The following is a 24,406-nucleotide window of genomic DNA, read 5'->3' as shown; positions in this document are numbered from 1 at the left end:
ACCGAATCAGCAGGGGCGAACCTTGGCTGACAGCCCCACGAAGCTCAGGCAGGCCCACGGCCGGCCCTGGGCCGGATCCGCGCGCAGGATGAGCGGATAGGCGTCCGCGCCACGCACCTCCGGCGTCTTATCGGTCAACGGAGACCCGACCGCGCCACCACGAGCCGCAGCAGCCGCCTTCACATCGTCAACAGAGACGACCGAGCTCGCCGCCTTCTCCGCGGCCACCCTGGCATCCGTCGCAACCTGCAGTGCGAAGTCGATCTCCGGCGGACTCGCCCAGGTAGTGGTCGTCACCGGGAACACCACCCCGAACATCGCCAGCCCCACCGCGACGATGATGCGCCGCAACCGCCGCTTCTGGTCGCCGAGCAGCAGCGCCGCGCAGCACAGCGCGAGCCCCAGCGTCAGGCCCCGCAGGATCCAGTGCCGGTCGAGCCGGCTGTCGACCAGCACTGCGGCGACCACTGCCACCAGAACACAGAAAGCAGCCACACCGATGGCCTGCACACGCGAAGACATGCGCAGACGATATCCAGGAGCTCAGGTCCGCCAGCGGTCGGTCAGCTCGTCAACAGTGGGCGGCGGGCCGGGGAGCTCGCCGCCGGGTTGTTCGCCGGAGCGGTGCATCGCCTCCAGCATGAGCGTCAGATAGCGATGCCGGAGCTGATGGGTCCGCGCGTCGTCACCGAGCTTGATCGAGGTGATCTGCTCGAGGATCACCGCGAAGTCCTCGACCACGATCCCCGGCCGGAGGTGCTCCTTCGTCCGCGCGTAGATGGCCCGATCCAGCTCACCAGCCCGTACGGCGGCCTCGAACAGCTCGGGTGTCGGAGTGAAGGTGCCCGCGAGCCGCTGGGTGAGCGAGTTCGTGTCGGCGTCGACGAGCGCCCGCAGGTACGCCGTGAAGGCGACCCACGGCTCGCGGTCGTCGGCGAGCGCCTTCTCGGACTCGGCGATGTAGCGGTTCAGGCCGTCGCCGCACAGCTTCCGCAGCAACTCCTCCTTGCTCGCATACCGGCGGTACAGCGCACTGATCCCGACGCCGGCCTGCTCGGCGACCGCGGCGATCGGCGCACCGGGATCGGCGATGAAGACCGCCCGGGCCGCCGCCAGGATCACTTCGTCGTTCCGGGCCGCCTGCGCCTGGCGGCCACTCAGAGCTTTCGTCATGTCACCCAGCTTAGCACTTGAACGGAATGCTCCGTTCCGCTAGAGTCTGGAACAGAACAGTTCGTTCCGTTTGAGGAGCCGAAGATGACCGCAGTCGCAGCACTCCCCCAGACCGAGCCCGCCACCGCCGCCGTACCCCGGCGGCTCCGCAAGCGCTGGCTCGCCTTCACCGCCGTCATGACCGCGTCCGTCATGGATCTGCTCGACTCCACCGTGATGAACGTCGCGGCACCGGCCATCCGGGGCGACCTCGGCGGCTCCTACGCCAGCCTGCAGTGGATGGCGGCCGGCTACACGATGGCGCTGGCCGTCCTGCTCCTGGTCGGCGGCCGGCTCGGCGACCTGGTCGGCCGCAAGCGGGCGCTGCTGATCGGAGTCGCCGGATTCACGGTGACGTCGTTCCTCTGCGGCCTCGCGGTGTCACCGGAGATGCTGATCGCCTCCCGGGTCGCCCAGGGAGCGTTTGCCGCGGTGATGCTCCCGCAAGGCTTCGGACTGGTCCGGGACCTGTTCGAACCCGATGAGCGGACCAAGGCATTCGGCTTCTTCGGCCCGATCATGGGGCTGGCCGCCGTACTCGGCCCGATCATCGGCGGCACCGTGCTCGACCTGAACCTGTTCGGTACCGGCTGGCGCGCGATCTTCCTGATCAACATCCCGATCGGCCTGTTCAGCTTCATCGTCTCCGCCAAGCACCTGCCGGACACCAAGCCCACCACGCGCAAGGTCTCCCTGGACATCCCCGGTCTGCTGATCGCGAGCGCCGGCCTGGTCGCCCTGGTCTACCCGCTGGTCCAGGGTCACGAGCTCGGCTGGCCGCTGTGGTCGAAGCTGCTGCTGGCCGCATCGCTGCCCATCTTGGCCGGCTTCGGCATCCACCAGTCCCGCCGCAGCCGCAACGGCGCCACTGCGCTGATCGAGCCCCGTCTGCTGAAGAGCCGCCCGTACCTGTCCGGTGTCTTCTTCGCGGTCGTCTTCTTCGGCGCGCTGGCCGGCACGTTCGTGCTCGGCATGTTCCTCCAGGTCGGCCTCGGCTACACCCCGATCCACGCCAGCCTGGCGATGGCTCCCTGGGCCCTCGGCGCGTTCATCGGCTCGGCGATCTCCGGGATGACGATGCAGAAGTTCGGCCGCAAGCTGCTGCACATCGGCCTCGCCCTGATGGCGGCCGGCCTGGCCGGGACATACGCCGTCCTCGCGCTGACCGATCTGAGCGTCGGCAGCTGGGACATCGCCGTACCGACGCTGATCGGCGGGATCGGGATGGGCATGGTCTTCGTGCCGATGTTCGACATCATCCTGAGCGGGGTCCGCGACGACGAGGTCGGTTCCGCGACCGGCATGCTGGGCTCGTTCGAGCAGGTCGGGATCGCACTGGGGATCGCGGTGATCGGGACGATCTTCATGGGCAAGGTGTCGGCGGCCGACGCGGCGACCCGGGCGGTGGCCGCCCTCGACGGCACCCAGACCGCGCTGCTGGCCACGATCGGCGGCCTGGCGCTGGCCTTCGCGGCGGCGTTCCTGCTGCCGAAGACCTCGCGGGCCGGTATCGAGCACTGATCGAACGCAGGACCCGAGCCGCCGTTCCGGATTCCGGAGCGGCGGCGCTGCGTTGGGGCGCGACGCGCCGATCAGGGTCGTTGGTGACCTTTGCGGCTGGCAGTGTCGGGAGAGTCCCGTTCGGCCGGTGACGGCCGGACCGCCCCCGAGGGATTGGAACGACCGTGGTTCACGAGGACCCCACCGACCCCGGCACCTGGAGCATCTCGCGCCGCCGGGCACTCCAACTCAGCGGCGGCGTCGCCGCTGCCGGCGCTGTGCAGGCCGCGCCCACTGCGACCGCCGGTACGACGCTCAGCCAGGCGGCTGGTGAGTCACCACATCAGGCCGTGCTGAGCGAGGGCACGAACCTGATGACCGCGGTCTCGCCGGACGGCCGGTGGCTGGCGTTCGACCTGGTCACCGCGATCTGGGTGACCCCGGCCGCCGGTGGCGTCTCCCGGCGACTCACCGACGACCTGCAGGATGCGACCCGACCCCGCTGGTCACCGGACAGCCGGCGAATCGTCTTCCAGTCCTACCGCGACGGCAACTTCCACCTCTGGCTAATCGATGCTGACGGCAACAACCTGCGGCAGCTCACGACCGGCCGCCACGATCACCGCGAACCGTACTTCACCCCGGACGGCGGATCGGTCGTCTTCTCCTCCGACCGCGGCAGCACCGGCAGCTACGGCATTCACCGGCTAGACCTGGCGAGCAGCGCAATCACGACCCTCACCGACGAGCCGGCCGAAGAGGCGGAGCCGATCGTCTCCCCCGACGGCACGAAGATCGCGTTCACCGTCGACGCGTCCTCGATCGCGGAAGTCGACCTCGCCACGGGCACCCGTCGTACCGTCGTCGCGGCGCAGACCGGTAGCAGTGTCTACGGTCCCGCCTACTCGCCCGCGGGTCAGCTCGCGTACGTCCGGCTCGCCGGGCCCGTGTGCGACCTGATGGTCGGCGATCAGAAGGTGACCAGCGGCAAGGACGTGTTCGCGGTACCGCCGTCGTGGGTGTCGGCGGACGAGCTCGTGTACACGGCGGACGGCCACGTGGTCCGGCATCGCCTCGGCGGCGCGCACACCGTCGTACCGTTCGCTGCCACCGTGCCGATCACCGCGCGCCGGCCGCGACCGAAGTCGCCGGATATAGAGTCGACCGGAGCCCGGCCGGTCCTCGGGATCGCCGGTCCGACGGCGTCGCCGGACGGTCGTTGGATCGCCTTCCGGGCGCTCAACGCTTTGTGGCTCGCGGCAACGAGTGGCCGTGGGCAACCACGCAAGATCGTTGCCGACGGCTACTTCAACAGCGATCCCGACTTCTCGCCGGACGGGAAGTCGTTGCTGTACGCAAGCGACCGCGACGGTACCGCCGACCTTTGGCTGCACGACCTCGCCGCGGGCACGAATCACAAGCTCTCGACGCTGCCCGGCGCGCAGACCGCACCGCGCTTCTCGCCCGACGGGAAGCATGTCGCGTACCAGGACCAGGACGGGATCGCGTGGGTCCTCGACCTCGCGACCAACGCCGTCCGGCAAGTGACCCCGCCGCTCTTCCAACCCGGCCGCGTCAGCTGGTCGCGCGACGGCAAGACGCTGGTCCTCGCCGCGGTAAAGCCGTTCTCCAAGCGCTTCCGCGAAGGCACCAGCCAACTCCTGTACGTCGACGTCGCCACCGCCGCCCTCGAGTACGTCGAACCGATGCCGTTCCGCTCGCTCGCCACCCGCGGCGACGACGGCCCGGTCTTCTCCCCCGACGGCCGCCACCTCGCATTCGTCGTAGAGAGCCTCCTGTACGTCGTCCCTGTCGACCAACGCGGCCGCTTCACCGGGGAACCGCGGGCGATCACCGCGGAGGTGACCGACTCACCCGTCTGGCAGGACAGCGACACGTTGCTGTACCTCAACAACGGTCGTCTCCGTCGGGTCGACCTGCACGGGTCGCGCCCACGCACGGTCGCCGTCGACCTGAAGTGGCGGCGGGCAACGATCAAGCAGCACGTCACGATCCATGCGGGTGCGCTCTGGGACGGCCGAGAGACCGCTCTCCGGCGGGACGTGGACATCGTCCTCGACGGTTCGCGGATCGCCGCCGTACGGCCGCATCAGGGGCGGGCGGATATCGATGCGTCCACGCTGACTGTGATGCCTGGGCTGATCGACGCGCACAACCACTGGCATCTGCGCGGGCGCGCGTGGGGCGCACGACAGGGGAATCTGTGGCTGGCCTACGGGATCACGAGTACGCGCTCTCCCGGCGATCCGGCGTACCAGATGCAGGAAACGCGGGAAGCGCTCTCTCACGGTTCTCTGACCGGTCCCCGGTACTTCGCGACCGGCGAGGCGATCGACGGATCGCGGGTCTACTACAACTTCATGCGGCCGACATTGTCCGTGCGGCAACTGGGTCTCGAGCTCGATCGGGTCGAGGGGCTCGCGTACGACCTGGTGAAGACCTATGTCCGGTTGCCGATCGACTACCAGCGGCGCGCGATCGCCGCCGTACACCGGCTTGGTCTGCAGTTGTCCTCGCACTACCTCTACCCGGCCGAGCACCTCGGCATGGACGGGATGGAGCACACCGGGGCAACCAACCGGTTGGGCTACTCGCACACGGTCAGCCGGCTCGGCCGGGCGTACGCCGATGTCGTCACGCTGTTCACCAAGGCCGGGCTGTCCGTCACACCGACGCTGTTCAACTCGACGATGGCGCATGTCGACGATCCGTCCCTGCTGACAGATCGGCGTACGACGACGTTGTTCCCGGCGTGGGAGTACACCTACCTGCGCGGTGAGGTGGACACGGCATCCGGGCCGGCCGGGGTGACGACGCGTGAGCTCCTGCGCGGGAACGTCGACATGGTGCTGCGGATCCACCGCGGCGGTGGACTGGTGATCTCCGGGACCGACACCCCGCTGGACAACATCGCGATCTCGCTGCACGCCAATCTGCGCTCGATGGTGGCCGGCGGATTCACGCCGTACGAGGCCCTCACGACCGCGACCCGGAACCCAGCGCGCTGGCTCAATCTCGAGGACAAACTCGGGGTGATCAAACCCGGTGCCCAGGCCGACCTCTCGTTCGTGACCGGCGATCCGCTGGCCGACATTCGGGCAGCGGCTGCCGTCGATCGGGTCATGATCGCGGGCAAGTTGCACACGATCGATCAACTCCTGGCACCGTATGCCGGGAAGGCGAACACCAGTGCGGGTCTCAGCAAGGCCAAGGCCCACGCGCACGACGCGGAGTACTGGTGGCACGAACCCGAGTGGCTGCATCGAGTGTGTTGCGAAGGGTAGGTATGGCGTTCGAGATCGCGACGGCCGGCGCGGCCGACATCCAGCGGTTCACCGAATGGGCGGCCGAGGAGCAATGGAATCCGGGCGCGTCGGACGCGCTCGCCTTCGCCGCCGCGGACCCGAACGGCTTCTTCGTCGGCCGGCTGGACGGTGAGCCGATCGCGTCGGTCTCGGGCGTGCGGTACGGCCCGGACTTCGGCTTCCTCGGGCTGTACATCGTGCGGCCGTCCGAACGCGGCAAGGGCTACGGGATCCGCATCTGGCAGCACGTGATGCAGCACTTCGGCGACCGCAACGTCGCGCTCGACGGAGTGGTCGACCAGCAGGCGAACTACCAGAAGTCCGGCTTCCGCCATGCCTGGAACCACATCCGCCACGAAGGCATCCCTGCAGTCACCACAGCGGATATCGGGTTGGTCGACGGGCGGTCGGTCCCGTTCGACCAGTTGGTCGCCTACGATCGGCGATTCTTCCCGGCCGCCCGGGACGCCTTCCTGGCCCAGTGGATCAGCATGCCCGGCTACCGTTCACTCGCCGCGATTCACGACGGTCGGCTGGCAGGGTTCGCCGTACTGCGGCCTGCGCGAAGCGGCTCGCGGATCGGACCGCTCTATGCGGCGGGGGACGAGATCGCCGCCGCACTGATCTCAGAACTAGCAGCTGGGCAGTCGGTCGGACTGGACGTGCCCGACCGGAATCTCCCCGCGATGAAGCTGGTGGAGCGACTAGGGCTGGTGCCGACGTTCGAATGCGCGCGGATGTACACAGGCGCCGTACCGGATCTCGACCACGACGGCATCTTCGCCAGTACGACCCTGGAGCTCGGCTAGAACGGGAGCTTGGGCTGCGGCGGCGCGTGCGTCGGGTCGACGCCGTCGAACAGGCTGCTGACGGACTCACCGCCGTGGATCCGCTTGATCGCCTCGGCGAACAGACCGGCCACCGAGCTGACCTGCAGCTCCGGGAAGCCGTCCGGACGCGGGACCGTATCGGTGCTGATCACCTCGGTGATCGACGGGTGCGACCGGAGCCGCTCGACGGCCTTCCCGGCGAACAGACCGTGCGTGCAGGCGACGGCCGCCTCGGTGCAGCCCAGCTCCTTCAGCCGGTCCAGCAGCTCGATGATCGAGCCGCCGGTGGCGATCTCGTCGTCGAGCACGATCGCCCGCTTGCCGGTCACGTCACCGACGATCGCGTCGATCACGACCCGGTCGTCGGCCAGCCGCTGCTTGCTGCCCGCCGCGACCGGCAGACCGAGCAGCCGGGCGAACTGGGTGGCCGTCTTCGCGTTACCGAGGTCCGGGCTGACCACGACCGTGTCGCTCAGGTCGCGGCCGCGGAAGTGGTCCGCCAGTACGCCGATCGCAGTCAGGTGGTCGACCGGTACCGAGAAGAATCCGTGCACCTGCGGTGCGTGCAGCGCCATCGTCAGCACTCGGTCGACCCCGGCCGACACCAGCAGGTCGGCCACCAGCCGGCCGCCGATCGAGATCCGGGACGCGTCCTTCTTGTCCGACCGCGCGTACGCGTAGTGCGGCATCACCGCGGTGATCTGCTGCGCCGAAGCACCCCGAGCCGCGTCGATCATCAGCAGCAGCTCCATCAGATGCTCCTGCGTCGGCGGTACCAGCGGCTGCACGATGTAGACATCCCGCTGCCGGCAGTTCGCCTGCAGTTGTGCCTGCAGGCAGTCGTTGCTGAAACGATGGATCTCGACCGGTGAGAGCTGAACGCCGAGATCGGCGCAGATCCGCTCCGCTAGGTCGGTGTGGGCACTTCCGCTGAACACGACGATCTCTCGCACGGCTCTCCCCGAACACGCTGCCGATTCGACAGCTCGCAGCTTACTCGGCGGCGCCGCGGATCTTGGCGGCGAGGGCGTCGACGAGCGAGGTGACCAACGTGATGGTGTCCTCGTCGATCAGGTTCCCGGCCTCGTCGAACCGCTCGTGTGCCCGGAACACCATCACCTCCGGCTTCACGACGACATCGGAGTGCGTCCAGACGAACACCTGACGCAACGCCAGCTGCGCCCGGACTGTGCCGAAGTTCGTCGGCGCCGCACCCATGATCGCCACCGGCTTGTGCAGCAGCGACGACGTCGCCGCCGGCCGCGAGGCCCAGTCGATCGCGTTCTTCAGCGCACCCGGGATCGAGTAGTTGTACTCCGGGGTCGCGATCAGTACGCCGTCCGCCGCCCGGATCAGGTCCCGCAGCTCGCGCGCCTGTGCCGGTAGGTTCTCCTCGGTGTCCAGGTCGCCGTTGTAATGCGGCAGCTCCGCGAGCCCGTCGTACAGGTCGATCGTCACCCCGGCCGGCGCGTACTTCTGCGCCGCCCGCAGCAACGCGGTGTTCAGCGAGCCGGCCCGCAGGCTTCCCGAGATCCCCAGAATCCGAATGTCAGTCATTCAACTATTTAAACATAAACTACCTAGTCGTGGCATCCACCGGGTGTTCAGTGGCCTCGCGCCGCGTTAGATTCCTGTCATGACAGGTGCAAAGGCAGCTTTGGTACTGGCAGGGTTGATGGTCTCCGACGCTCCCCGGCCGGAGTTCGAGCAGGCGCTCCAGCCGTTCGCCCCGCTGATCGGCAGCTGGGACCTCGACGTCACTTGGTACGACGACGACGGCGGGGTGACCCGGGAGACCAAGGGCGAGTGGCATTTCGGCTGGGCGCTCGACGGCCGCGCGGTCGCCGACATCTGGATCACGCCGAGCCGCGCAACCCGGCCCACCGACGGCGACGGCGAGTGGGGTCTCACCATTCGCCTGCACGATCCCGAACTGGGCGCCTTCCGGTCGACCTGGCTGGGTCCGAAGCACGGCGTGGTGATGACGTTCATCGGTCATCCCGGCCCCGACAGCATCACGCTCGAGGCCCGCGAGCCCAAGGCGGCGAAGACCCGCTGGATCTTCACCGAGATCACCGAGGACAGTTTCCAGTGGCGCAACGAGGACGAGGACGCCGACGGCACCATCACCGTCCGCCAACGCTTCGCCGCCCGCCGATCAGCGTGAGTCGCTAGCCCTTCAGCAGACGGGCGAGGGTTTCAGCGGCCGCGCGGCAGTCGGCGGCGGAGGCGTCCAGGTGGGTGACTACGCGGAGCTGGGTGGCGCCGATGCCGCCGAGCAGCAGGCCCTCGGTGCGGGCGGCCGCTACGACCTCGGCGACGGTCTTGCCGGTGACTGACAGGTCGGCGACGACGATGTTCGTGTCGACCTGATCCGGCTTGACTGAGCCGGGTGCGGCGTCGGCGAGGACCTCGGCGATCAGGCGGGCGTTGGCGTGATCCTCGGCCAGGCGGTCGATGTTGTGCTCGAGCGCATACAGACCAGCAGCAGCCAGTACGCCGGCCTGCCGCCACCCGGCGCCGAGGCGCTTGCGCCACACACGGGCCTCGCGAACCAACTCGGTCGAACCAACGAGGACCGAGCCGACCGGCGCGCCCAGCCCCTTGGACAGACACACACTCACGGCGCTCGCACGAACGGCGTACGAGGCTAGCGTGCGCCCGGTGGCGACGGCCGCGTTCCACAGTCGAGCGCCGTCCAGGTGCAGCGGGATGCCGCGGGACTCGAGCTCGTCGGCCAGAGCGTCGTACCCGTGCTGGATCGCGCCGCCGCCGAAGTTGTGCGTGTTCTCGACCGAGACGGCTGACGTGGTGACGAAGTACGGGCCGAGGTCGGGCGCGATCAACGCCCGGATCTGCTCGAGGTCGATCTGCCCGGCCGGTGCGCTCCACGTGCGCGTGGTGACGCCGCTGACGACCGCGTGCCCACCGAGCTCGGCGCGCACCACATGCGCACTCGCCTCACACAGCAACTCCCCGCCGCGCGGAATCAACGCCTGTACGCCGAGAAGGTTCGCCAGCGACCCGGTTGTCGTGAACAGCGCGGCCTCGTGCCCGAGCAGTCCCGCGACGGTCTCCTCGAGCCGGTTGACCGTCGGATCCTCACCGTACACGTCGTCGCCGACCGGCGCGCTCGTCATCGCCGCCAGCATCCCCGCCGACGGCCGGGTGACGGTGTCCGACCGGAGGTCGATCATGCCCGTGCTGCTCGCAGCCGCTCGGCGACCAGGAACGCGAGCTCGAGCGACTGGTGCCGGTTCAGGCGCGGGTCGCAGGCGGTCTCGTACCGGTTCGCGAGGTCCTCGGCAACCAGCGCCTCACCGCCACCGACACACTCGGTGACGTCGTCACCGGTCAGCTCGATGTGCATGCCACCCGGCCAGGTGCCGACCTGCTGATGCGCGTCGAAGAAGCCCTGGACCTCGTCCATCACCGCGTCGAAGCTGCGCGTCTTGTACCCGTTCGGCGTCTCGAACGTGTTGCCGTGCATCGGGTCGCACACCCACGCGATCGGGGAACCGTGATCACGCACCGCCTCCAGCAACGGCGGCAGCCCGTCGCGGATCTTGCCCGCGCCCATCCGGGTGATGAAGGTCAGCCGGCCCTCGATGCCCTTCGGGTTCAGCTTGTCGATCAGCGCCCGGATGTACTCCGGCGTCGTGGTCGGGCCGATCTTCACACCCAGCGGATTGCTCAGCGACGCCAGGAACTCGACATGCGCACCGTCCAGCTGCCGCGTCCGCTCCCCCACCCACAGCAGGTGACCACCGACGTCGTACGGCTGCTCGGTGCGCGAGTCGATCCGGGTCAGCGCGTGTTCGTACTCAAGAATCAGCGCCTCGTGCGAGGCGTAGAAGTCGACCGTCTTGAACTCGTCCGCCGTCGCGCCACAAGCCCGCATGAACGCCAGCGCCCGCTCGATCTCGGTTGCCAACTGCTCATACCGCTGACCCACCGGCGACGACCGCACGAAGTCCGTGTTCCAGGCGTGCACCTGGTGCAGGTCGGCGTACCCACCCGTGGTGAACGCACGCGTCAGGTTCAGCGTCGCGGCCGCCGCGTTGTACACCCCACGCAACCGCCGCGGATCCGGAATCCGCGCCTCCGGCGTGAACTCCAGCCCGTTGACCGCATCCCCCCGGTACGACGGCAATGTCACGCCGTCCCGAGTCTCCGCACCGGAACTCCGCGGCTTCGCATACTGCCCCGCGATCCGCCCGACCTTCACCACCGGCACACTCGCCGCGTACTGAAGCACCACCGACATCTGCAGCAACACCCGCAACTTCGCCCGGATGTTCTCCGCGGTCACCCCGTCGAACGTCTCCGCGCAATCCCCACCCTGCAGCAGAAACGCCTCACCCCGCGCCACCGCCCCGATCTTGGTCGTCAGGTCGTCACACTCACCCGCGAACACCAGCGGCGGCAACGTCCGCAGCTCCCCGATCACCTGCTCCAGCACCACCGGATCAGGCCACTCAGGCTGCTGCAGCGGCTTCAGCCCCCGCAACTCGTCCAAACTGGGAACCCCAGGCACTTCCCCGGCACTCAACGTCGCGAATTGCATGTCCTTACCCTAAGCGACCCCCACCAGCCCCGCACCGCCGTCTCAGTCACACCGGGGTAGGACGCCGGGTCAGGAGGCTTTGGTGTCGCCTAGGCGGAGGTGGTCGTCTACGGACTCGCCGGCCTTGATGAGTTCTTTGGCCTTGTCGGCGTACATGTCGACGTACTCCTGGCCGGAGAGGTCCATCAGGGCGTACATGATCTCGTCGGTGACCGAGCGGAGGACGAAGCGGTCGCGCTCCATGCCTTCGTAGCGGGAGAAGTCCAGGGGCTCGCCGATGGCGACGCCGGGGCGGTTCATCCGGGGGAAGAGTTTGCCGGGCTCGCGGCGCCAGACCTTCGGCAGGACCGAGCCTGGGGGCTGGAGTTTGTGGGTGTCGATCATCGCGACCGGGATCACCGGGACGCCGGCGACGATGGCCATCCGGGCGACGCCGGTCTTGCCCTTGTAGAGGCGGCCGTCGGGTGAGCGGGTGCCTTCGGGGTAGATGCCGAAGAGTTCACCCTTCTTCAGGATGTCCAGGCCGGTGTTCAGCGCGGCCAGCGAGGCGCGGCCGCCGGAGCGGTCGATCGGGATCTGGCCGATCGACCGGAAGAAGGTCGCCGTCAGCTTGCCCTTGAGGCCGGGACCGGTGAAGTACTCCGATTTGGCCGGGAAGACGATCTGCCGCGGTACGGCGACCGGCAGGAAGATCGAGTCGGCGAACGCGAGGTGGTTGCTGACCAGGAGCGCCGGGCCGCTGGTCGGGATGTGCTCCAGGCCGGTCACTTTCGGCCGGAAGAACAGCTTCACGAATGGTGCAACGATGAACTGTCTGATGAGCAGGTACAGCATCCGCCTCGACCTCCGTCACTCGCCCGACATACGTCATCACCGACTCGGTACCCGTCCATGGTCGGTCTCTACCGCCTCCGGCACCAGTGCCCGCCGGTGCGGAGACTACGTTCCAGCTTCCCCCTCAGGCAATGTCACCGCCAGGAATGTTGGTGTTGCTCACCGTGTTGTCACCTGGATGCAGACTGGATGAAGTCCAGATGCGACCATTTGACGAACGCTGTGAGGAACCACGACCGGGCGAGGAGTCGACCGTGCCAGTGCAAGTCCACGCGGAGGAGTTCCGCAGCTCCGGGACCGGCGAGAACGCCGCTGTCGGCGTCCTGCTGAGCCACGGATTCACCGGCTCACCGCGCGCCATGCGCCCGTTCGGCGAGCACCTGGCCGGCCTCGGGTACGGCGTGGCCGTGCCGCGGCTGCCCGGTCACGGCACCACCTGGCAGGAGATGAACCGCACCAGCTGGCCGGAGTGGTACGGCGTACTGGACAGCGAGCTGACGCGGCTTCGGCAGGAGCACGACCAGGTGGTCGTCATCGGACTGTCGATGGGCGGAGCGCTCGTCCTGCGGCTGGCCGAGGAGCACGGGGCCGACATCTCCGGGGTCGTCGTGATCAACCCGTCGGTGAGCACCGAGGACAAGCGGCTCGGGCTGCTGCCACTGCTGTCGAAGGTGATCCCCTCGTTCCCGGGCATCGCGAACGACATCAAGAAGCCGGGTGTGGACGAGGGCGCCTACTCCCGGATGCCGCTGCGGGCGGCGCACTCGCTGTCGCAGCTGTGGAAGGTCGTCCAGGCGGATCTGCCGAAAGTAACCCAGCCGGTGCTGCTTTTCCGCAGTACTGTCGATCACGTGGTCGAAGCCAGCTCTGCCCGCCGGGTCCTCACGTCGATCTCGTCGCGCGACGTGACCGAGACCCTGCTCGAGGACAGCTATCACGTCGCGACGCTCGACAACGACGCGCCACGAATCTTCGCGGACTCGGCAGCCTTTATTGCTCGAGTGACCGGCCCCGCCGATGCGTGACAACGGCCTGACCGCCGCCGAGTACACCTCACTCGGCAGCATCGACCCACTGGTCGCCGAGGCGGTTCTGGCCGCGCTGGCCAAGGCGGGCATCGCGGCGTACTGCGAGAGTTCCGACAACGTGCCGGACGAGTTGTTCGTCGACGCGGACCAGATCGAGCAGGCCCGCCCGGTGATCGTGCGCAGCACCGAGGACGCGGAGTGGAAGTCGCTGGTCGAGCAGTTCAACGCACCCTCCGCCCCGGGACACGACGGCGGTGAGACGCCGGTACCGCGCTGGCCGGCGAGCGAGGATGTCGACGAGAAGTATGAGCCGCTGATCGACGTACCGGCTGGTTTGATCGTCGGCGACGACCCGGAGGACGAGCCCGAGGCCCGGCCGAAGCGGCCTGCCGACGATCCGCACGACCACTACATCCCACCGGAGCCGACCCGTGGCCCGAAGCTCGACTGGATCAGCCGGCTCGCCTGGCTCGGCCTGCTCGGCGGACCGATCCTGCTGATCCTGGCCGCGATCCTCGACTTCGGCGACAGCCGCATCACCGCACTCGCGGTGGCCGGCTTCATCGGCGGCTTCCTCACCCTGGTGATCCGGATGAAGGACCGGCTGCCCCAGGACGACACCCCCGACGACGGCGCGGTGGTGTGAGTTAGCATCAGCAGATCGTCGGACAATCTGACGTTCTTGGTGAGGGAGGTATCCCCGTGCAGGTCAGCGAGACGGTCGAGATCACCGGCCACCTGATGGATTCGGGGTTGCTCTCCCGGGTGCTCGACGACATCCGCGGGTACGGCGGTGAGTACACGCTGGACAAGTTCGACCTCGGCTACGACAAGGACGACCCGTCGACGGTCCGGATGACGGTCGGCGCGGACGACGAGGAGTCGCTGCAGCGACTGCTGATGCGGATCCAGACCAAGGGCGCGAACCTGGTCGACCCCGGCACCCCGGAGATCACCGAGGTGACCCAGGACGGCGTCTTCCCGGACGGCTTCTACTCGACCACCAACCTGCCGACGAGCGTCCGGCTGGACGGCCACTGGGTGCTGGTACAGAACCCTGAGATGGACTGCGGGCTGCTGGTGGAGGGCTCCACCGTCCGGACGATCCCGATGTCCGAGGTCAAGGCCGGGATGCGGATCATCTCCAGCGCGCAGGGCGTCAAGGTGACCCCGCCGATCGTCGCGAGCACCGAAGGGGACTTCGGCTTCATGGAGTCCGACGTGTCCAGCGAGAAGCCGCAGCGGGTGCTGGTCCAGCAGGTCGCCGACGGCATGCGCGAGGCGAAGGCGAACGGCCTGAAGGTGCTCTGGGTCGGCGGCCCCGGCATCGTGCACACCGGTGCCGCGCCGGCCATGGTCGCCCTGGTCGAGGCCGGTTTCGTCGACATCCTGTTCGCCGGGAACGCACTGGCCACCCACGACATCGAGTCCTCCCTCTACGGTACGTCGCTCGGTGTCGACCTGGCCCGCGGTCGCGGCGTCGAGCACGGCCACGAGCACCACATCCGGGCCATCAACACGATCCGCAAGGCCGGTTCGATCGCGGCCGCCGTCGAGCAGGGCGTGCTGACCTCCGGTGTGATGCACGCGCTGGTCAAGAAGGGCAACAAGTTCGTCCTGGTCGGTTCGGTCCGCGACGACGGCCCGCTGCCCGACGTCTACACCGACGTCCTCGAGGGCCAGCGCGCGATGCGCAACGAGTTGGCCGGTGTCGGCTACTGCCTGATGGCCGCCACCATGCTGCACTCCGTTGCCACCGGCAACATCCTGCCGGCCTCGATCCCGCTGACCTGCGTCGACATCAACCCGGCCACCGTGACCAAGCTCGCGGACCGCGGCTCCACCCAGGCACGCGGCATCGTGACGGATGTCGGCCTGTTCGTCGAGCACCTGGCCCGCGAACTGTCGCCGTCGTACGCCGAGGCAAAATAGCCGGGTGACCCCAGACTTCGCGTCGTTCCTGCGCCGGTTCGAAGAGGCCAACTCCGCGTTCGTGAACGGTGATGTCTCAGCGTGGATGCCACTCGTGTCGCGCAGCGAGGTGAGCTCGATCTTCGGCGGCTTCGGCGGCCGCGAGACCGGGTGGTCCCAGGTCGGGCCACGGTACGAGTGGGCGGCCGCCCAGTTCGCGCCGAGTGGGGCGAAGGTCCAGTTCGAGTACCTCGACCAGCACGTCGGCCCGGACTCGGCGTACACGGTCGCGATCGAGCGTTGCTCGGTCCGGTACGTCGATCGCCCGGGTGAGCATCATCACGAACTGCGGGTCACGATGGTGTTCAGGGTCGAGGATGGCGACTGGAGGCTGGTCCACCGGCACGCGGACCCGCTCAACCTCAAGTCCACCCCCTGACTGCTTGGATGAACCCATGACCGAGCTTGTGCACCTGAGCACCGCCGACGGCGTGGCGACCATCACCCTGGACTCGCCGCACAACAAGAACGCGCTCTCCCAGCAACTCACGGGTGAACTCCTGGAACACCTGGAGAGCGCGGCCGCGGACGACGCCGTACGGGTGATCGTGATCCGCTCGGCGCTCGACGTGTTCTGCTCGGGTGCCGACATGTCCGAGGCGACGAGTGTCGGCATGGGCGTCGGCGCTCAGCGGATGGTCGACGTACAGCGCGCCATCGTGGCGAACCCGAAGCCGGTCGTGGCGCGCGTCGCCGGGCCGGTGCGCGCCGGCGGCATCGGCATCGTGGCGGCCGCCGACATCAGCGTCGCCGGAGCCAGTACGACGTTCGCCCTGACCGAGGTCCGCCTCGGACTCGCGGCCGCGACGATCTCGCTGACCGTGCTCGCCCGCCTGAACGACCGCGCGGCGGCGTACACCTTCCTGACCGGCAACGCCTTCGACGGCCTGGAGGCCGCGCGCCTCGGTCTCGTCACACTCACCGTGAAGGACGACGAGCTGGACACCGCCCTCGACTCCCTGCTCGAGTCCGTCCTCAAGGGCGTGCCGCAGGGCCTCCGCGAGACCAAGAAGCTGCTCAACCGCGAACTCCTCGCCGACATCGACGCCCGCGGCACCGAACTCGCCGAACTGTCCGCCGGCCTCTTCGGCTCCCCCGCCGCCCAGGAAGCGATGCTCGCCTTCCTCAACCGGAAGAAGCAGAGCTAGGAGACGAAGCGCCACCACCTGTCGCGCTTGGGGCCTCGAAGCTTGCGGCGGCCGGGCCAGCGCCGGCCGCGTCCGGACACCCAGCGCTCGAGTTCTTCGAGCTCGAGTTCTTCGGGCGACAAGTGGTCAGGTGACCAGCGGTCGGGCGACCAGCGCCGGACGCGTTCGGACGCCCCGGCCCCTCGGGACAGCTCGGACAGCACCAGAGGTTGCCCCACCGCAGTGACCTGCAGATAGGTGGCTTCGATCCGCTGGTAGTGGCCCACGCACAGTCCCGTCGGAGCCACCCGGTACTGGCGGCGGGTCTCGGCGTGCGGGCCGATGCACAGGCGGACATCGGAGCGCGGCACCGGGAACTCGATGAAGCGCTGCAGAAGGTTCGCGAGCCGGTAGAGGTCGACCTCGGACAACGCCTCGACGCACGCGGGCTCAAGCGGTTCCAGCAGGCGAAGCAGTTCGTCGCGGCGGAGCGGTCCGCTAGGCAGGTCGCGGAGCTCACTCCCCAGGTAGTGCAGCCGGGAGAGCGAAACCATCCACACCGAGCCGGCCCACCAGTTCACGGCGAGGAGGACGACCGCCAGCACCACCTGGGTCCAGCTGCCCAGGACGATCCGGCCCGCCTCCACGCGCCAGGCCACGACCGCGAGCAGCAGGATCACAGCCGCGCCGTACGCGACCCAGGCCGACGGATCGCGCAGGCTCATCGGGTGATACCTGCCGCCGGGCCGCCTGGGCAGCGCCCGGGAGCGCATACCGAAGACGAACGGATTGCCGCTGCTCGTGACCTCGCGGAACACCTGCAGGGCCTGCTCAGGCAGGTGCAGGTACGGCAGGTAGGCCGTGATGCGATGGGCCAGGAACGCTCCGGTGAACGCGTGCGCCGCCGTCAGCGCCAACAGCCCCACCCAGGCGAAGTCGAGCGGAAGAGTGACGCTCCCGAGGGACAGGTCCGCGCTGCCGGTGAACAGCCGAGCAGCGATCGTGGCGAGACACAGTACGGCGCCGATCGCGAGCAGGCGCGAACAAACCTTGGCACCGGTGAGGATCCGGGCGCTTTCGGATGCCTGGTCGGGCCGACTGAGGTAGTCGGCCCGATACTCACGCCAGGCGCGGCTGGAACGTTTCGCCATTCAGGCGATTATGGCAGTGCGAGGAGGTCCAGCCGGTACGTCGATCCGGCGACCAACTCGAGTGGGACGCGGCTGTCGCCGTACCGGATGGTGCGGGTCTGGTCGTGGTCGGCGGTGAGGGTGGCTTCGCGACTGTCCGGGGACCAGGTGAGGTCGATGGTGACGCCGCCGCGGGCGCGGAGGCCGGTGATGGTTCCGGTGGGCCAGTCGGTGGGGAGGGCCGGGAAGAGTTCGAGCTCGCCGGTGTGGCTTTGGAGGAGCATTTCGGCGATGCCTGCGGTCGCACCAAAGTTGCCGTCGATTTGGAACGGCGGGTGCGCGCACAGCAGGTTCGGGTAGACGCCTGCGCCGCTGCCGACGTAGTCGGTCTCGGTGTCGTCGGCCAGGGTCAGGAACGCGCGGACCAGTCGGTGCGCGGCCACGCCGTCGCGGAGACGGGCACGGAGGTTGATCTTCCAGGCGAGTGACCAGCCGGTGGCCTGGTCGCCGCGCAGGTCCATCGTCCGCGTGGCTGCAGCCGCGAGCTCGGGCGTGCTGTCCGGGGTGATCAGGTCACCCGGGTGCAGTCCGATCAGGTGCGACATGTGCCGGTGGTGCGGATCCTGCTCGGGCAGATCAGCCGCCCACTCCTGCAGCTGGCCCTGGCTGCCGATCGACGGTTCCGGGATCCGCTTCCGGGCGGCCGCGAACTCATCCACCAGTACGTCGGTCAGTCCGAGCACCGAGGCGGTCTCGACACAGCGATCGAACAGGTCGGCGATCAGCGCGAGATCCATCGTCGACGAGACGGTGACGGACGCCGGTTCGCCGTCGGCAGCGACGTACTCGTTCTCCGGGGAGGTCGAGGGCGACGTACCGAGCGTGCCGTCGGGGAGCTCGGTCAGCCAGTCGAGACAGAACTCCGCAGCGCCCCGCAGCACCGGCCACGCGCGCTCGAGGAACTCACGGTCGCCGGTGAACGCGTAGTGGTCCCACAGATGCCGGACCAGCCAGGTGCCGGCCATCGGCCAGTTCGACCACTTCGGGTTGCCGTCGACCGGGACGGTCCAGCACCACGCGTCGGCGTTGTGGTGCGCGGTCCAGCCCGGTGCGCCGTAGCGCTCTTCGGCCGTACGGCGGCCCGCCGTGGCGAGGTGGGCGAGATAGCTGAGCAGCGGTTCGTGGCACTCGGAGAGGTTGGTGGTCTCGGCCGGCCAGTAGTTCATCTCGGTGTTGATGTTGACCGTGTAGTTGGAGCTCCACGGCGGCTGCAGGATGTCGTTCCAGATCCCCTGCAGGTTGGTCGGCAGACCACCCGGCCGCGAGCTCGCGATCATCAGGTACCGGCCGTAGTTGAAGATCAGCGCGGCGAGCGCGGGGTCGTCGGAGTGCGCGAGCCGCTGGTCGGTGGGCAACTCGGCGGCGTCCGTCGCGGGGAGGTCCAGCGTCGACCGGCGGTAGAGCGCGCGATGGTCGGCAACATGCTCGGCCAGCAGTTCGTCGTACCCACGAGCGAGCGCCGCCTGCACCCGTTCGTCCGCCTCATCGAAACACTCCTCGCCAGTCCGGGTCGGCACGGTCGCGGGATCCACATAGCCGGTCGCGGTCGACAAGATGATGGTGATCTCGGTAGCGGCCGCCGCGGACATCCCGTCGCTCGAGCCGCTGCCGCCCGAGCCATCGCTGGCCGAGCCGTTGCTGGCGATGCGGAGTGCGATTGCGGCGGCCATCCCTCTGTCCGGCCCATCCGAGTAGCGGACCGGCTCCACGCCCGGGCGGTGCGGCGGGGCTACGTCAGCGGGAGCCTGGATCAGCAGACCGCCTTCAATCGGCGAGGACTGCAGTTGCGTGATCAGCCGGGCGGTGACCCCGATTGGCGCCGACGCCGTCACCCGGACGACGAAAACACCCGCCGGATGACTCACGAACGCCACCTGGCGAACAGCGAGACCTCCGATCTCGTACTCAACGGTGACCGTCGCGGAATCGAGGTCGAGAGCCCGCTGGTACGACGTGGGTTCGCCGTCGACGGTGTAGTCGAGCAGGAGGTCGCCCAGCGGCAGGTAGGCCTGCGAGTGACCGGCCTGGAATCCACCGGCGAGCTCCTCGGCCCGCCGTACGTCACTGGCCTCGACAGCATCCCGAACCGCCTGCACAGCCTGTGATCCGACCGCACCTTTCGGTACCGAGAGCAGCCGCTGGGTCTCCGGGCTGCCGGACCACAGCGTCTCGTCGTTCAGCGCGAGCCGCTCGGTCCCGGGCCGGCCGAAGCACATCACCCCGATCCGGCCGTTGCCCAGCGGCAACGCCTCAACCCACTCCCCTGCTGGACGGTCGTAGCGCAAGCTGCTCACCGGATTCACCATGGGAGAGATCCTATGTCTCAGAGGTGGAGTTCAATCAAGAGGGGAAGGTGGTCGGATGCTTTCGGAAGGTCGCCAGCGACCTCCGGCGGGATCGGCAGAATCCGCCCGGAAAGCTCCGGCGAGACATGCGCCCCGTCGATCCGCTTGTGCGGATCACTCGAACTGAACGTCGGCCCGGCGTCCACCCCGAGGTCGACCAGCCCTTCGTCGGCCAACCGCTTCCAGACCGGACCGTCCGGCGTCTCGTTGAGATCACCGACCAGGAGGTACGGCGTACCGAACGAGCGGCACCCACGCAGTACCTGCTCCAACTCGTGCTGCCGCCCAAGAATGTGCAGCCCCAGATGGCACACCACCAACGCCAACTCCGCCGACCCCAACGTCACCCGCCCACCGACCGCACCGCCAGGCAGTTGCGTCGCAATCAGCCGCAGCCGCCGACGGACGAACGGCCGCCAGATCCGCCAGTGCAACGCCTGAACCAGATCGATGCTCTCGGCAACCAAAACCGCGTTCCGCGCCGAAGCAGCGACGTACCGCAGCCCAAAACTGGCCGCCATAGCCCGCCGCTTCCGCCGGGTCCCCCACCAAGTAGGAGCCTCCTGCACCAACATCACATCAGGAGCACAAGCCTTAACAACCCGAGCCAACGCATCCCGGTCGTCGCCCCACCGATGCACGTTGTAGGACAACACCCGCAGGCTTGAGGTCATGCCTCCGTGTCGTCCAGCTCGATGGTCTTCGAGTCGGCCGAGGCGGCGCGGAGGCCGGTACGGCGGGCGGCCGACTTGCGGGCGGCTCGTTCGACTCGCGTGGAACGGCCGCGCGCAGCAGCTGTCTTCGCCGTGACTGCGGTTGTCTTGACGCGGACCCGGCGCAACCAGGTCGCCTCTTCACGTGCGAGGTCCGCAGCACCGACCATGCCGGCTTCGGGGCCGAGCACCGCACGCACGATCCGCGCCTCGGGCCGGAAACCACGGCCGGTCAGCGTCCGCTTGAACGCCTCCCGCGCCGGCGCCAGCAGCAGCTCGCCCGCGTCCGACACCCCGCCACCGATCACGAACGTGCCCGGGTCCAAAGCAGCCGCCAGGTTGGCCAGCCCAATCCCCAACCAGCGACCGACGTCCTCGAGCAGCTCGACCGCGACCGGATCGCCGTCCTTCGCCAGCTCAGTCACCATCGGCCCGTTGATCTTCCGCGGGTCCCCACCGGCAGCCCGCAGCAGGTTGTGCGCGACCGGCGAACCGGACAGCGCGAGCTCCCGCGCCTCCCGGGTCAGCGCGTTACCGGAGGCGTACTGCTCCCAGCAACCACGGTTGCCGCACTCGCAGCGATGCCCGCCCGGCACGACCTGCATGTGCCCGAACTCCCCCGCGATACCGAACTTCCCGCGCTGCAACGCACCGTCGTTCAGAATCGCCCCGCCAATGCCAGTGCCCAGCGTGACGCACACCAGGTGGCTCTCGCCCTGCCCACCACCGAAGCGCCACTCCGACCACGCGGCCGCGTTCGCGTCGTTCTCAACCACGACCGGTACGCCGAGGCGTCGTTCGACCGCGTCCCGCAGCGGCTCGTGCCGCCAGGCCAGGTGCGGTGCGAACAGCACCGACGACCGGGTCCCGTCGACGAATCCGGCGGCTCCGATGCCGACCGCGATCACGTCATGCCGCGACTCGAGGTCGCGGACGATCTCGGCGATCGCGTCCTCGGTCTCGCGCGGATCCTTGGTCGGCGTGTCCCGGCGGAGCCGGTCCAGGATGTTGCCTTCGGGGTCGACCACACCGGCGGCGACCTTGGTGCCACCGATGTCGATGCCGATCGTCAAAGCCTGCGTCAGAGCCACACGAGCCTCCTCGTCGTGTCCCCCTCAGTAGATCCAGTATCCCGCAGCACTCGAATCACTTGACCGGGACGGGCCGACGGGCCAGATCTGCGGCGCCGATCATGCCTGCGTCGTTGCCCAGCTGAGCGAGCCCGAACGACGGGTGCGGCCGGTTGGCCTTCGCCGGAAGGTTCTTCTCGAAGGCGACCTGGGCCGACTTCATCAGCAGCTCCTTGGCCGCGCTCACACCACCACCGATGACGATCGTGGTCGGGTCGAACAGCGTGGCGATACTCGCCAGCCCTTCACCCAGCCACCGGCCGAGATCCTCCAGCAGCTCCATCGCGCACGGATCCCCCGCGGCGGCCGCCTCGGTGATCATCGGCCCAGTCAGCTCAGCCGGATCAGTGATCCCGCCCACGCTCAGCATCTGCGCAGCGGCCAGCGAGCCAGACTCCGCCTGCGCACGCCCCTCGCGCACCAGCGCCCGCCCAGACGCGTACTGCTCCCAGCAGCCCCGCGCTCCACAACCACACCGATGACCACCCGGTACGACGCGCATGTGGCCGAGCTCGGCGGCGACACCATGCGCGCCACGCAGCAGCTCGCCGTCGATCACCACGCCACCGCCGATACCGGTACCGACCGTGATGCAGACCATGTGCTCGGCGTCCCGCGCGGCACCGAAGGCGAATTCGCCCCAGGCCGCGGCGTTGGCGTCGTTCTCGACCACCACCGGGATCTTCAGCTGCTCAGCGACCCGCGCCCCGAGCGGCTCGTCCCGCCAAGCCAGGTTCGGCGCGAACAGCACAGTCGACCGGTCCGACGAAACGAACCCGGCCGCACCGATCCCGACCGCCTCCACCTCATGGGCGGCGATCAGTTCAGCGGCCGCGTCGACGATCGCCGCAGCGGTGGCGTCGACCGAGTCGGCCGGGGTGTCGCGATGGGTGCGGGCACCGATCGTGCCGTCCGCGTCCACGACACCGGCGGCGATCTTCGTCCCGCCGACATCGATACCGATGGTCAGTCCCATGGTTCGGGGTCCTCACTCACGTCGATCCGGTCCACCTTCGGCGGAGCCGGCTCCTCTTCAGACTTCGAGGAACGCGACGCTGCGTCCTCCTGCTTCTGCCGGGCGACCTCGGCCGCCGACTCCAGCAACGTACGGACCGAGCCGAGCACGTGGGCGGCGGCTGTCGAAAGCTGCTCGATCGTCTCCGGGCTGGTGTTGCGCACCTTGTTGATCAGCTGGCACACCGGGCACCAAACACAGTCCGGCCCGGCCTTGTGCTCATGCGAATCAGCCGGCTCTTCAGCTGTGTGCTCACCAGCAGCAGCCTGCAGTACGGCGAACAGCTTGGCGGCCTCCTCGGCGACCGACCCCACCGTTTCCTTGGGGCTCACCGGCTCTCCCCAATCGCAGCCTCGCGCGGCTCCTGCTGAGCGTTGTACTCAGCCGTCAGCCCCTGAGCCAGCTCGGACGCCGTCTCGATCGGCAGCGGTCGCGCCACCTCGCGCGGCGAGAACCGCACCTGCAGCCGCCCGTCATCCAACCGCGCCCCGGCCACCACACCCCGGGCAAGCGCCGCCGGCAACGGCAGCACCCGCCGGTAAGACCCGACCGTGATGATCAGCTCATCACCGTGACGCGCCAGCTCGAGTTCCGAAGCGGAGGCCAACGGCAACGGCATCGTCAGCGTGTACGTCCGGCCGTCGGTGTCGATGTGCCGATCCACCCACAACGAAGTCTCTTCGGTAGCCCGCGCGAACGGATCATCCCCGCCGTACATCTCGACAGCGAAAGCGGCCAGCTCCTCAACACCCACCGGCTCACAAACCCGGTACGGCGACTCCCAAATCGGCAACGGCCGGAACGAATCGGCCACCTCTTCCAGGATGCCGCGTTGAGCCGCGACCCACTGCCGTCGCCAGGTGTCGGCGCCGGCCGCCGGGAACACCCGGTTGGCCACCACGCCGTCGACCCGATACCCGTACAGGGACAAGCGTGTGAGCGAACGGCGAGCCTCCGCCACCACCACGGCCTCCGGCGTCAGCACCAGCCGCACCGAAGCGTCCGGGCCGGCCAGCAACGCGCGGATGTCCGCCAGGTCGCTCTGCAACCGGCGCAGCGCGTCGAAGACGGTGTCGTCCGGCATCGGGATACTCGACGACCGGCTCAGGAACGGCCGGAACGTCCGCATCACCTTGCGCTCGGCGTTGAAGATGCGCTCCATGTACCAGTTCAGCGCATCGGGCAGTGCGAGCAGCCGCAGCGTTTCGGCGGTCGGCGCGCAGTCGACCACGATCACGTCCCAGCGGCCGGACCGGACGTGGTCGCGCACCTCGAGCAGCGCGAGCACCTCCTCGGCGCCCGGCAGCACAGTCAGCTCCTCGGCCTCGATCGGGTCCACGCCGACCATGTGCAGCACGGACCGCAGATAGGCCTGGATGTCGCCCCACGACCGCTCGAACCGGCGTTGTGCGTCGATCTGCTGGACGAACAGCAGGTCGTCGATCTCGGTCGGCTCCTGGCCGACCTCGGAGTCGAAGGCGTCCGACAACGAGTGCGAGGCGTCCGTCGACAGCACCAGCGTGCGCAGCCCGCGCAACGCGGCGAGCGTGGCGGTGCCCGCGGCCGACGTCGTCTTGCCGACGCCACCTTTACCTGTGTACAGCAGTACCCGAGTCAC

At 68.6% G+C, this 24,406-nt stretch carries 23 protein-coding genes; 9 read left to right on the top strand and 14 right to left on the bottom strand.

Going from position 1 to position 24,406, the window contains the following annotated elements; genetic code table 11:
- Window positions 1-6: 6 nt before the first annotated feature.
- Both ABD231_RS14640 and ABD231_RS14635 read right to left on the bottom strand, forming a co-directional pair.
- On the bottom strand, window positions 7-522 hold the full coding sequence (locus ABD231_RS14640) for a hypothetical protein (protein WP_344150739.1): 516 nt from the start codon (window positions 520-522) through the stop codon (window positions 7-9).
- Between the two features lie 21 nt (window positions 523-543).
- Window positions 544-1,173 carry a TetR/AcrR family transcriptional regulator gene (locus ABD231_RS14635; RefSeq protein ID WP_344150736.1) on the bottom strand — a complete coding sequence of 210 codons (630 nt, stop codon included), beginning with the start codon at window positions 1,171-1,173 and terminating at the stop codon, window positions 544-546.
- An 84-nt stretch (window positions 1,174-1,257) separates the two neighbouring features.
- Here ABD231_RS14635 and ABD231_RS14630 point away from each other — a divergent pair, with 84 nt between their 5' ends.
- From ABD231_RS14630 to ABD231_RS14620, 3 genes are all read left to right on the top strand, one after another.
- Window positions 1,258-2,733 (top strand): DHA2 family efflux MFS transporter permease subunit, encoded by a 1,476-nt coding sequence (locus tag ABD231_RS14630; RefSeq protein ID WP_344150733.1) that lies wholly within the window; start codon window positions 1,258-1,260, stop codon window positions 2,731-2,733.
- Window positions 2,734-2,897: 164 nt separating this feature from the next.
- The gene (locus ABD231_RS14625; protein WP_344150730.1) at window positions 2,898-6,017 is read left to right on the top strand and encodes an amidohydrolase family protein; all 3,120 of its coding nucleotides are present in this window, start codon (window positions 2,898-2,900) and stop codon (window positions 6,015-6,017) included.
- A 2-nt stretch (window positions 6,018-6,019) separates the two neighbouring features.
- A complete protein-coding gene (locus ABD231_RS14620; protein ID WP_344150727.1) occupies window positions 6,020-6,847 on the top strand; it encodes a GNAT family N-acetyltransferase in 828 nt (275 codons plus the stop codon).
- Here the strand turns inward: ABD231_RS14620 and ABD231_RS14615 are convergent.
- Both ABD231_RS14615 and ABD231_RS14610 read right to left on the bottom strand, forming a co-directional pair.
- On the bottom strand, window positions 6,844-7,821 hold the full coding sequence (locus ABD231_RS14615; protein ID WP_344150724.1) for a ribose-phosphate diphosphokinase: 978 nt from the start codon (window positions 7,819-7,821) through the stop codon (window positions 6,844-6,846). The genes ABD231_RS14620 and ABD231_RS14615 overlap by 4 nt on opposite strands.
- Window positions 7,822-7,861: 40 nt before the next feature.
- Window positions 7,862-8,425, bottom strand: a complete 564-nt coding sequence (locus tag ABD231_RS14610) for an NADPH-dependent FMN reductase (protein WP_344150721.1) — start codon at window positions 8,423-8,425, stop codon at window positions 7,862-7,864.
- Between the two features lie 79 nt (window positions 8,426-8,504).
- Between ABD231_RS14610 and ABD231_RS14605 the strand changes: the two genes are divergently transcribed.
- A complete protein-coding gene (locus ABD231_RS14605) occupies window positions 8,505-9,035 on the top strand; it encodes a hypothetical protein (RefSeq protein WP_344150718.1) in 531 nt (176 codons plus the stop codon).
- A 4-nt stretch (window positions 9,036-9,039) separates the two neighbouring features.
- Here ABD231_RS14605 and ABD231_RS14600 read toward each other — a convergent pair whose 3' ends face one another.
- The 3 genes from ABD231_RS14600 to ABD231_RS14590 form a co-directional block, all read right to left on the bottom strand.
- Window positions 9,040-10,065: a threonine aldolase family protein gene (locus ABD231_RS14600; RefSeq protein ID WP_344150715.1), complete on the bottom strand. Its 1,026-nt coding sequence runs from the start codon at window positions 10,063-10,065 to the stop codon at window positions 9,040-9,042.
- Window positions 10,062-11,435: a class II 3-deoxy-7-phosphoheptulonate synthase gene (locus ABD231_RS14595; protein WP_344150712.1), complete on the bottom strand. Its 1,374-nt coding sequence runs from the start codon at window positions 11,433-11,435 to the stop codon at window positions 10,062-10,064. The genes ABD231_RS14600 and ABD231_RS14595 overlap by 4 nt, the downstream gene beginning before the upstream one ends.
- 69 nt (window positions 11,436-11,504) lie before the next feature.
- Window positions 11,505-12,269 (bottom strand): lysophospholipid acyltransferase family protein, encoded by a 765-nt coding sequence (locus tag ABD231_RS14590; protein ID WP_344150709.1) that lies wholly within the window; start codon window positions 12,267-12,269, stop codon window positions 11,505-11,507.
- A 254-nt stretch (window positions 12,270-12,523) separates the two neighbouring features.
- Here ABD231_RS14590 and ABD231_RS14585 point away from each other — a divergent pair, with 254 nt between their 5' ends.
- From ABD231_RS14585 to ABD231_RS14565, 5 genes are read left to right on the top strand one after another with little or no spacing between them, the layout of a single operon-like run.
- Complete coding sequence (locus tag ABD231_RS14585) at window positions 12,524-13,294, top strand: alpha/beta hydrolase (RefSeq protein WP_344150706.1); 771 nt, start codon at window positions 12,524-12,526, stop codon at window positions 13,292-13,294.
- Window positions 13,287-13,943 carry a hypothetical protein gene (locus ABD231_RS14580; protein ID WP_344150702.1) on the top strand — a complete coding sequence of 219 codons (657 nt, stop codon included), beginning with the start codon at window positions 13,287-13,289 and terminating at the stop codon, window positions 13,941-13,943. The genes ABD231_RS14585 and ABD231_RS14580 overlap by 8 nt, the downstream gene beginning before the upstream one ends.
- A gap of 56 nt (window positions 13,944-13,999) precedes the next feature.
- On the top strand, window positions 14,000-15,229 hold the full coding sequence (locus ABD231_RS14575; RefSeq protein ID WP_344150700.1) for an ornithine cyclodeaminase, nickel-pincer nucleotide-dependent: 1,230 nt from the start codon (window positions 14,000-14,002) through the stop codon (window positions 15,227-15,229).
- A 4-nt stretch (window positions 15,230-15,233) separates the two neighbouring features.
- Complete coding sequence (locus ABD231_RS14570; protein ID WP_344150698.1) at window positions 15,234-15,647, top strand: YybH family protein; 414 nt, start codon at window positions 15,234-15,236, stop codon at window positions 15,645-15,647.
- Between the two features lie 16 nt (window positions 15,648-15,663).
- Window positions 15,664-16,416, top strand: a complete 753-nt coding sequence (locus ABD231_RS14565; RefSeq protein ID WP_344150695.1) for an enoyl-CoA hydratase-related protein — start codon at window positions 15,664-15,666, stop codon at window positions 16,414-16,416.
- On the opposite strand, the gene ABD231_RS14560 is transcribed toward ABD231_RS14565, so the two are convergent.
- Genes ABD231_RS14560 through ABD231_RS14530 form a run of 7 tightly spaced genes read right to left on the bottom strand, consistent with a single transcriptional unit; the run spans window position 16,413 to window position 24,406 of the window.
- Entirely contained in the window at window positions 16,413-17,546 is a 1,134-nt protein-coding gene (locus ABD231_RS14560; RefSeq protein ID WP_344150692.1) for a hypothetical protein, read from the bottom strand. The two genes, ABD231_RS14565 and ABD231_RS14560, sit on opposite strands and share 4 nt — an antisense overlap.
- 8 nt (window positions 17,547-17,554) lie before the next feature.
- Entirely contained in the window at window positions 17,555-19,879 is a 2,325-nt protein-coding gene (locus ABD231_RS14555) for a glycoside hydrolase family 95 protein (RefSeq protein ID WP_344150689.1), read from the bottom strand.
- A gap of 29 nt (window positions 19,880-19,908) precedes the next feature.
- The gene (locus ABD231_RS14550; protein ID WP_344150686.1) at window positions 19,909-20,604 is read right to left on the bottom strand and encodes an endonuclease/exonuclease/phosphatase family protein; all 696 of its coding nucleotides are present in this window, start codon (window positions 20,602-20,604) and stop codon (window positions 19,909-19,911) included.
- A complete protein-coding gene (locus tag ABD231_RS14545; protein ID WP_344150683.1) occupies window positions 20,601-21,734 on the bottom strand; it encodes an ROK family glucokinase in 1,134 nt (377 codons plus the stop codon). Before ABD231_RS14545 ends, ABD231_RS14550 begins: the two co-directional genes overlap by 4 nt.
- 55 nt (window positions 21,735-21,789) lie before the next feature.
- Window positions 21,790-22,749, bottom strand: coding sequence for an ROK family glucokinase (locus tag ABD231_RS14540; RefSeq protein ID WP_344150680.1), 960 nt, complete (start codon window positions 22,747-22,749; stop codon window positions 21,790-21,792).
- On the bottom strand, window positions 22,740-23,120 hold the full coding sequence (locus ABD231_RS14535; protein WP_344150677.1) for a hypothetical protein: 381 nt from the start codon (window positions 23,118-23,120) through the stop codon (window positions 22,740-22,742). The genes ABD231_RS14540 and ABD231_RS14535 overlap by 10 nt, the downstream gene beginning before the upstream one ends.
- Complete coding sequence (locus ABD231_RS14530) at window positions 23,117-24,406, bottom strand: ArsA family ATPase (RefSeq protein ID WP_344150674.1); 1,290 nt, start codon at window positions 24,404-24,406, stop codon at window positions 23,117-23,119. Before ABD231_RS14530 ends, ABD231_RS14535 begins: the two co-directional genes overlap by 4 nt.

This window comes from Kribbella yunnanensis, from assembly GCF_039529655.1.
Lineage (GTDB): Bacteria > Actinomycetota > Actinomycetes > Propionibacteriales > Kribbellaceae > Kribbella > Kribbella yunnanensis.
The sequence above is the reverse complement of the archived record's forward strand: the minus strand, read 5'-3'. Positions and strand labels throughout refer to the sequence as shown.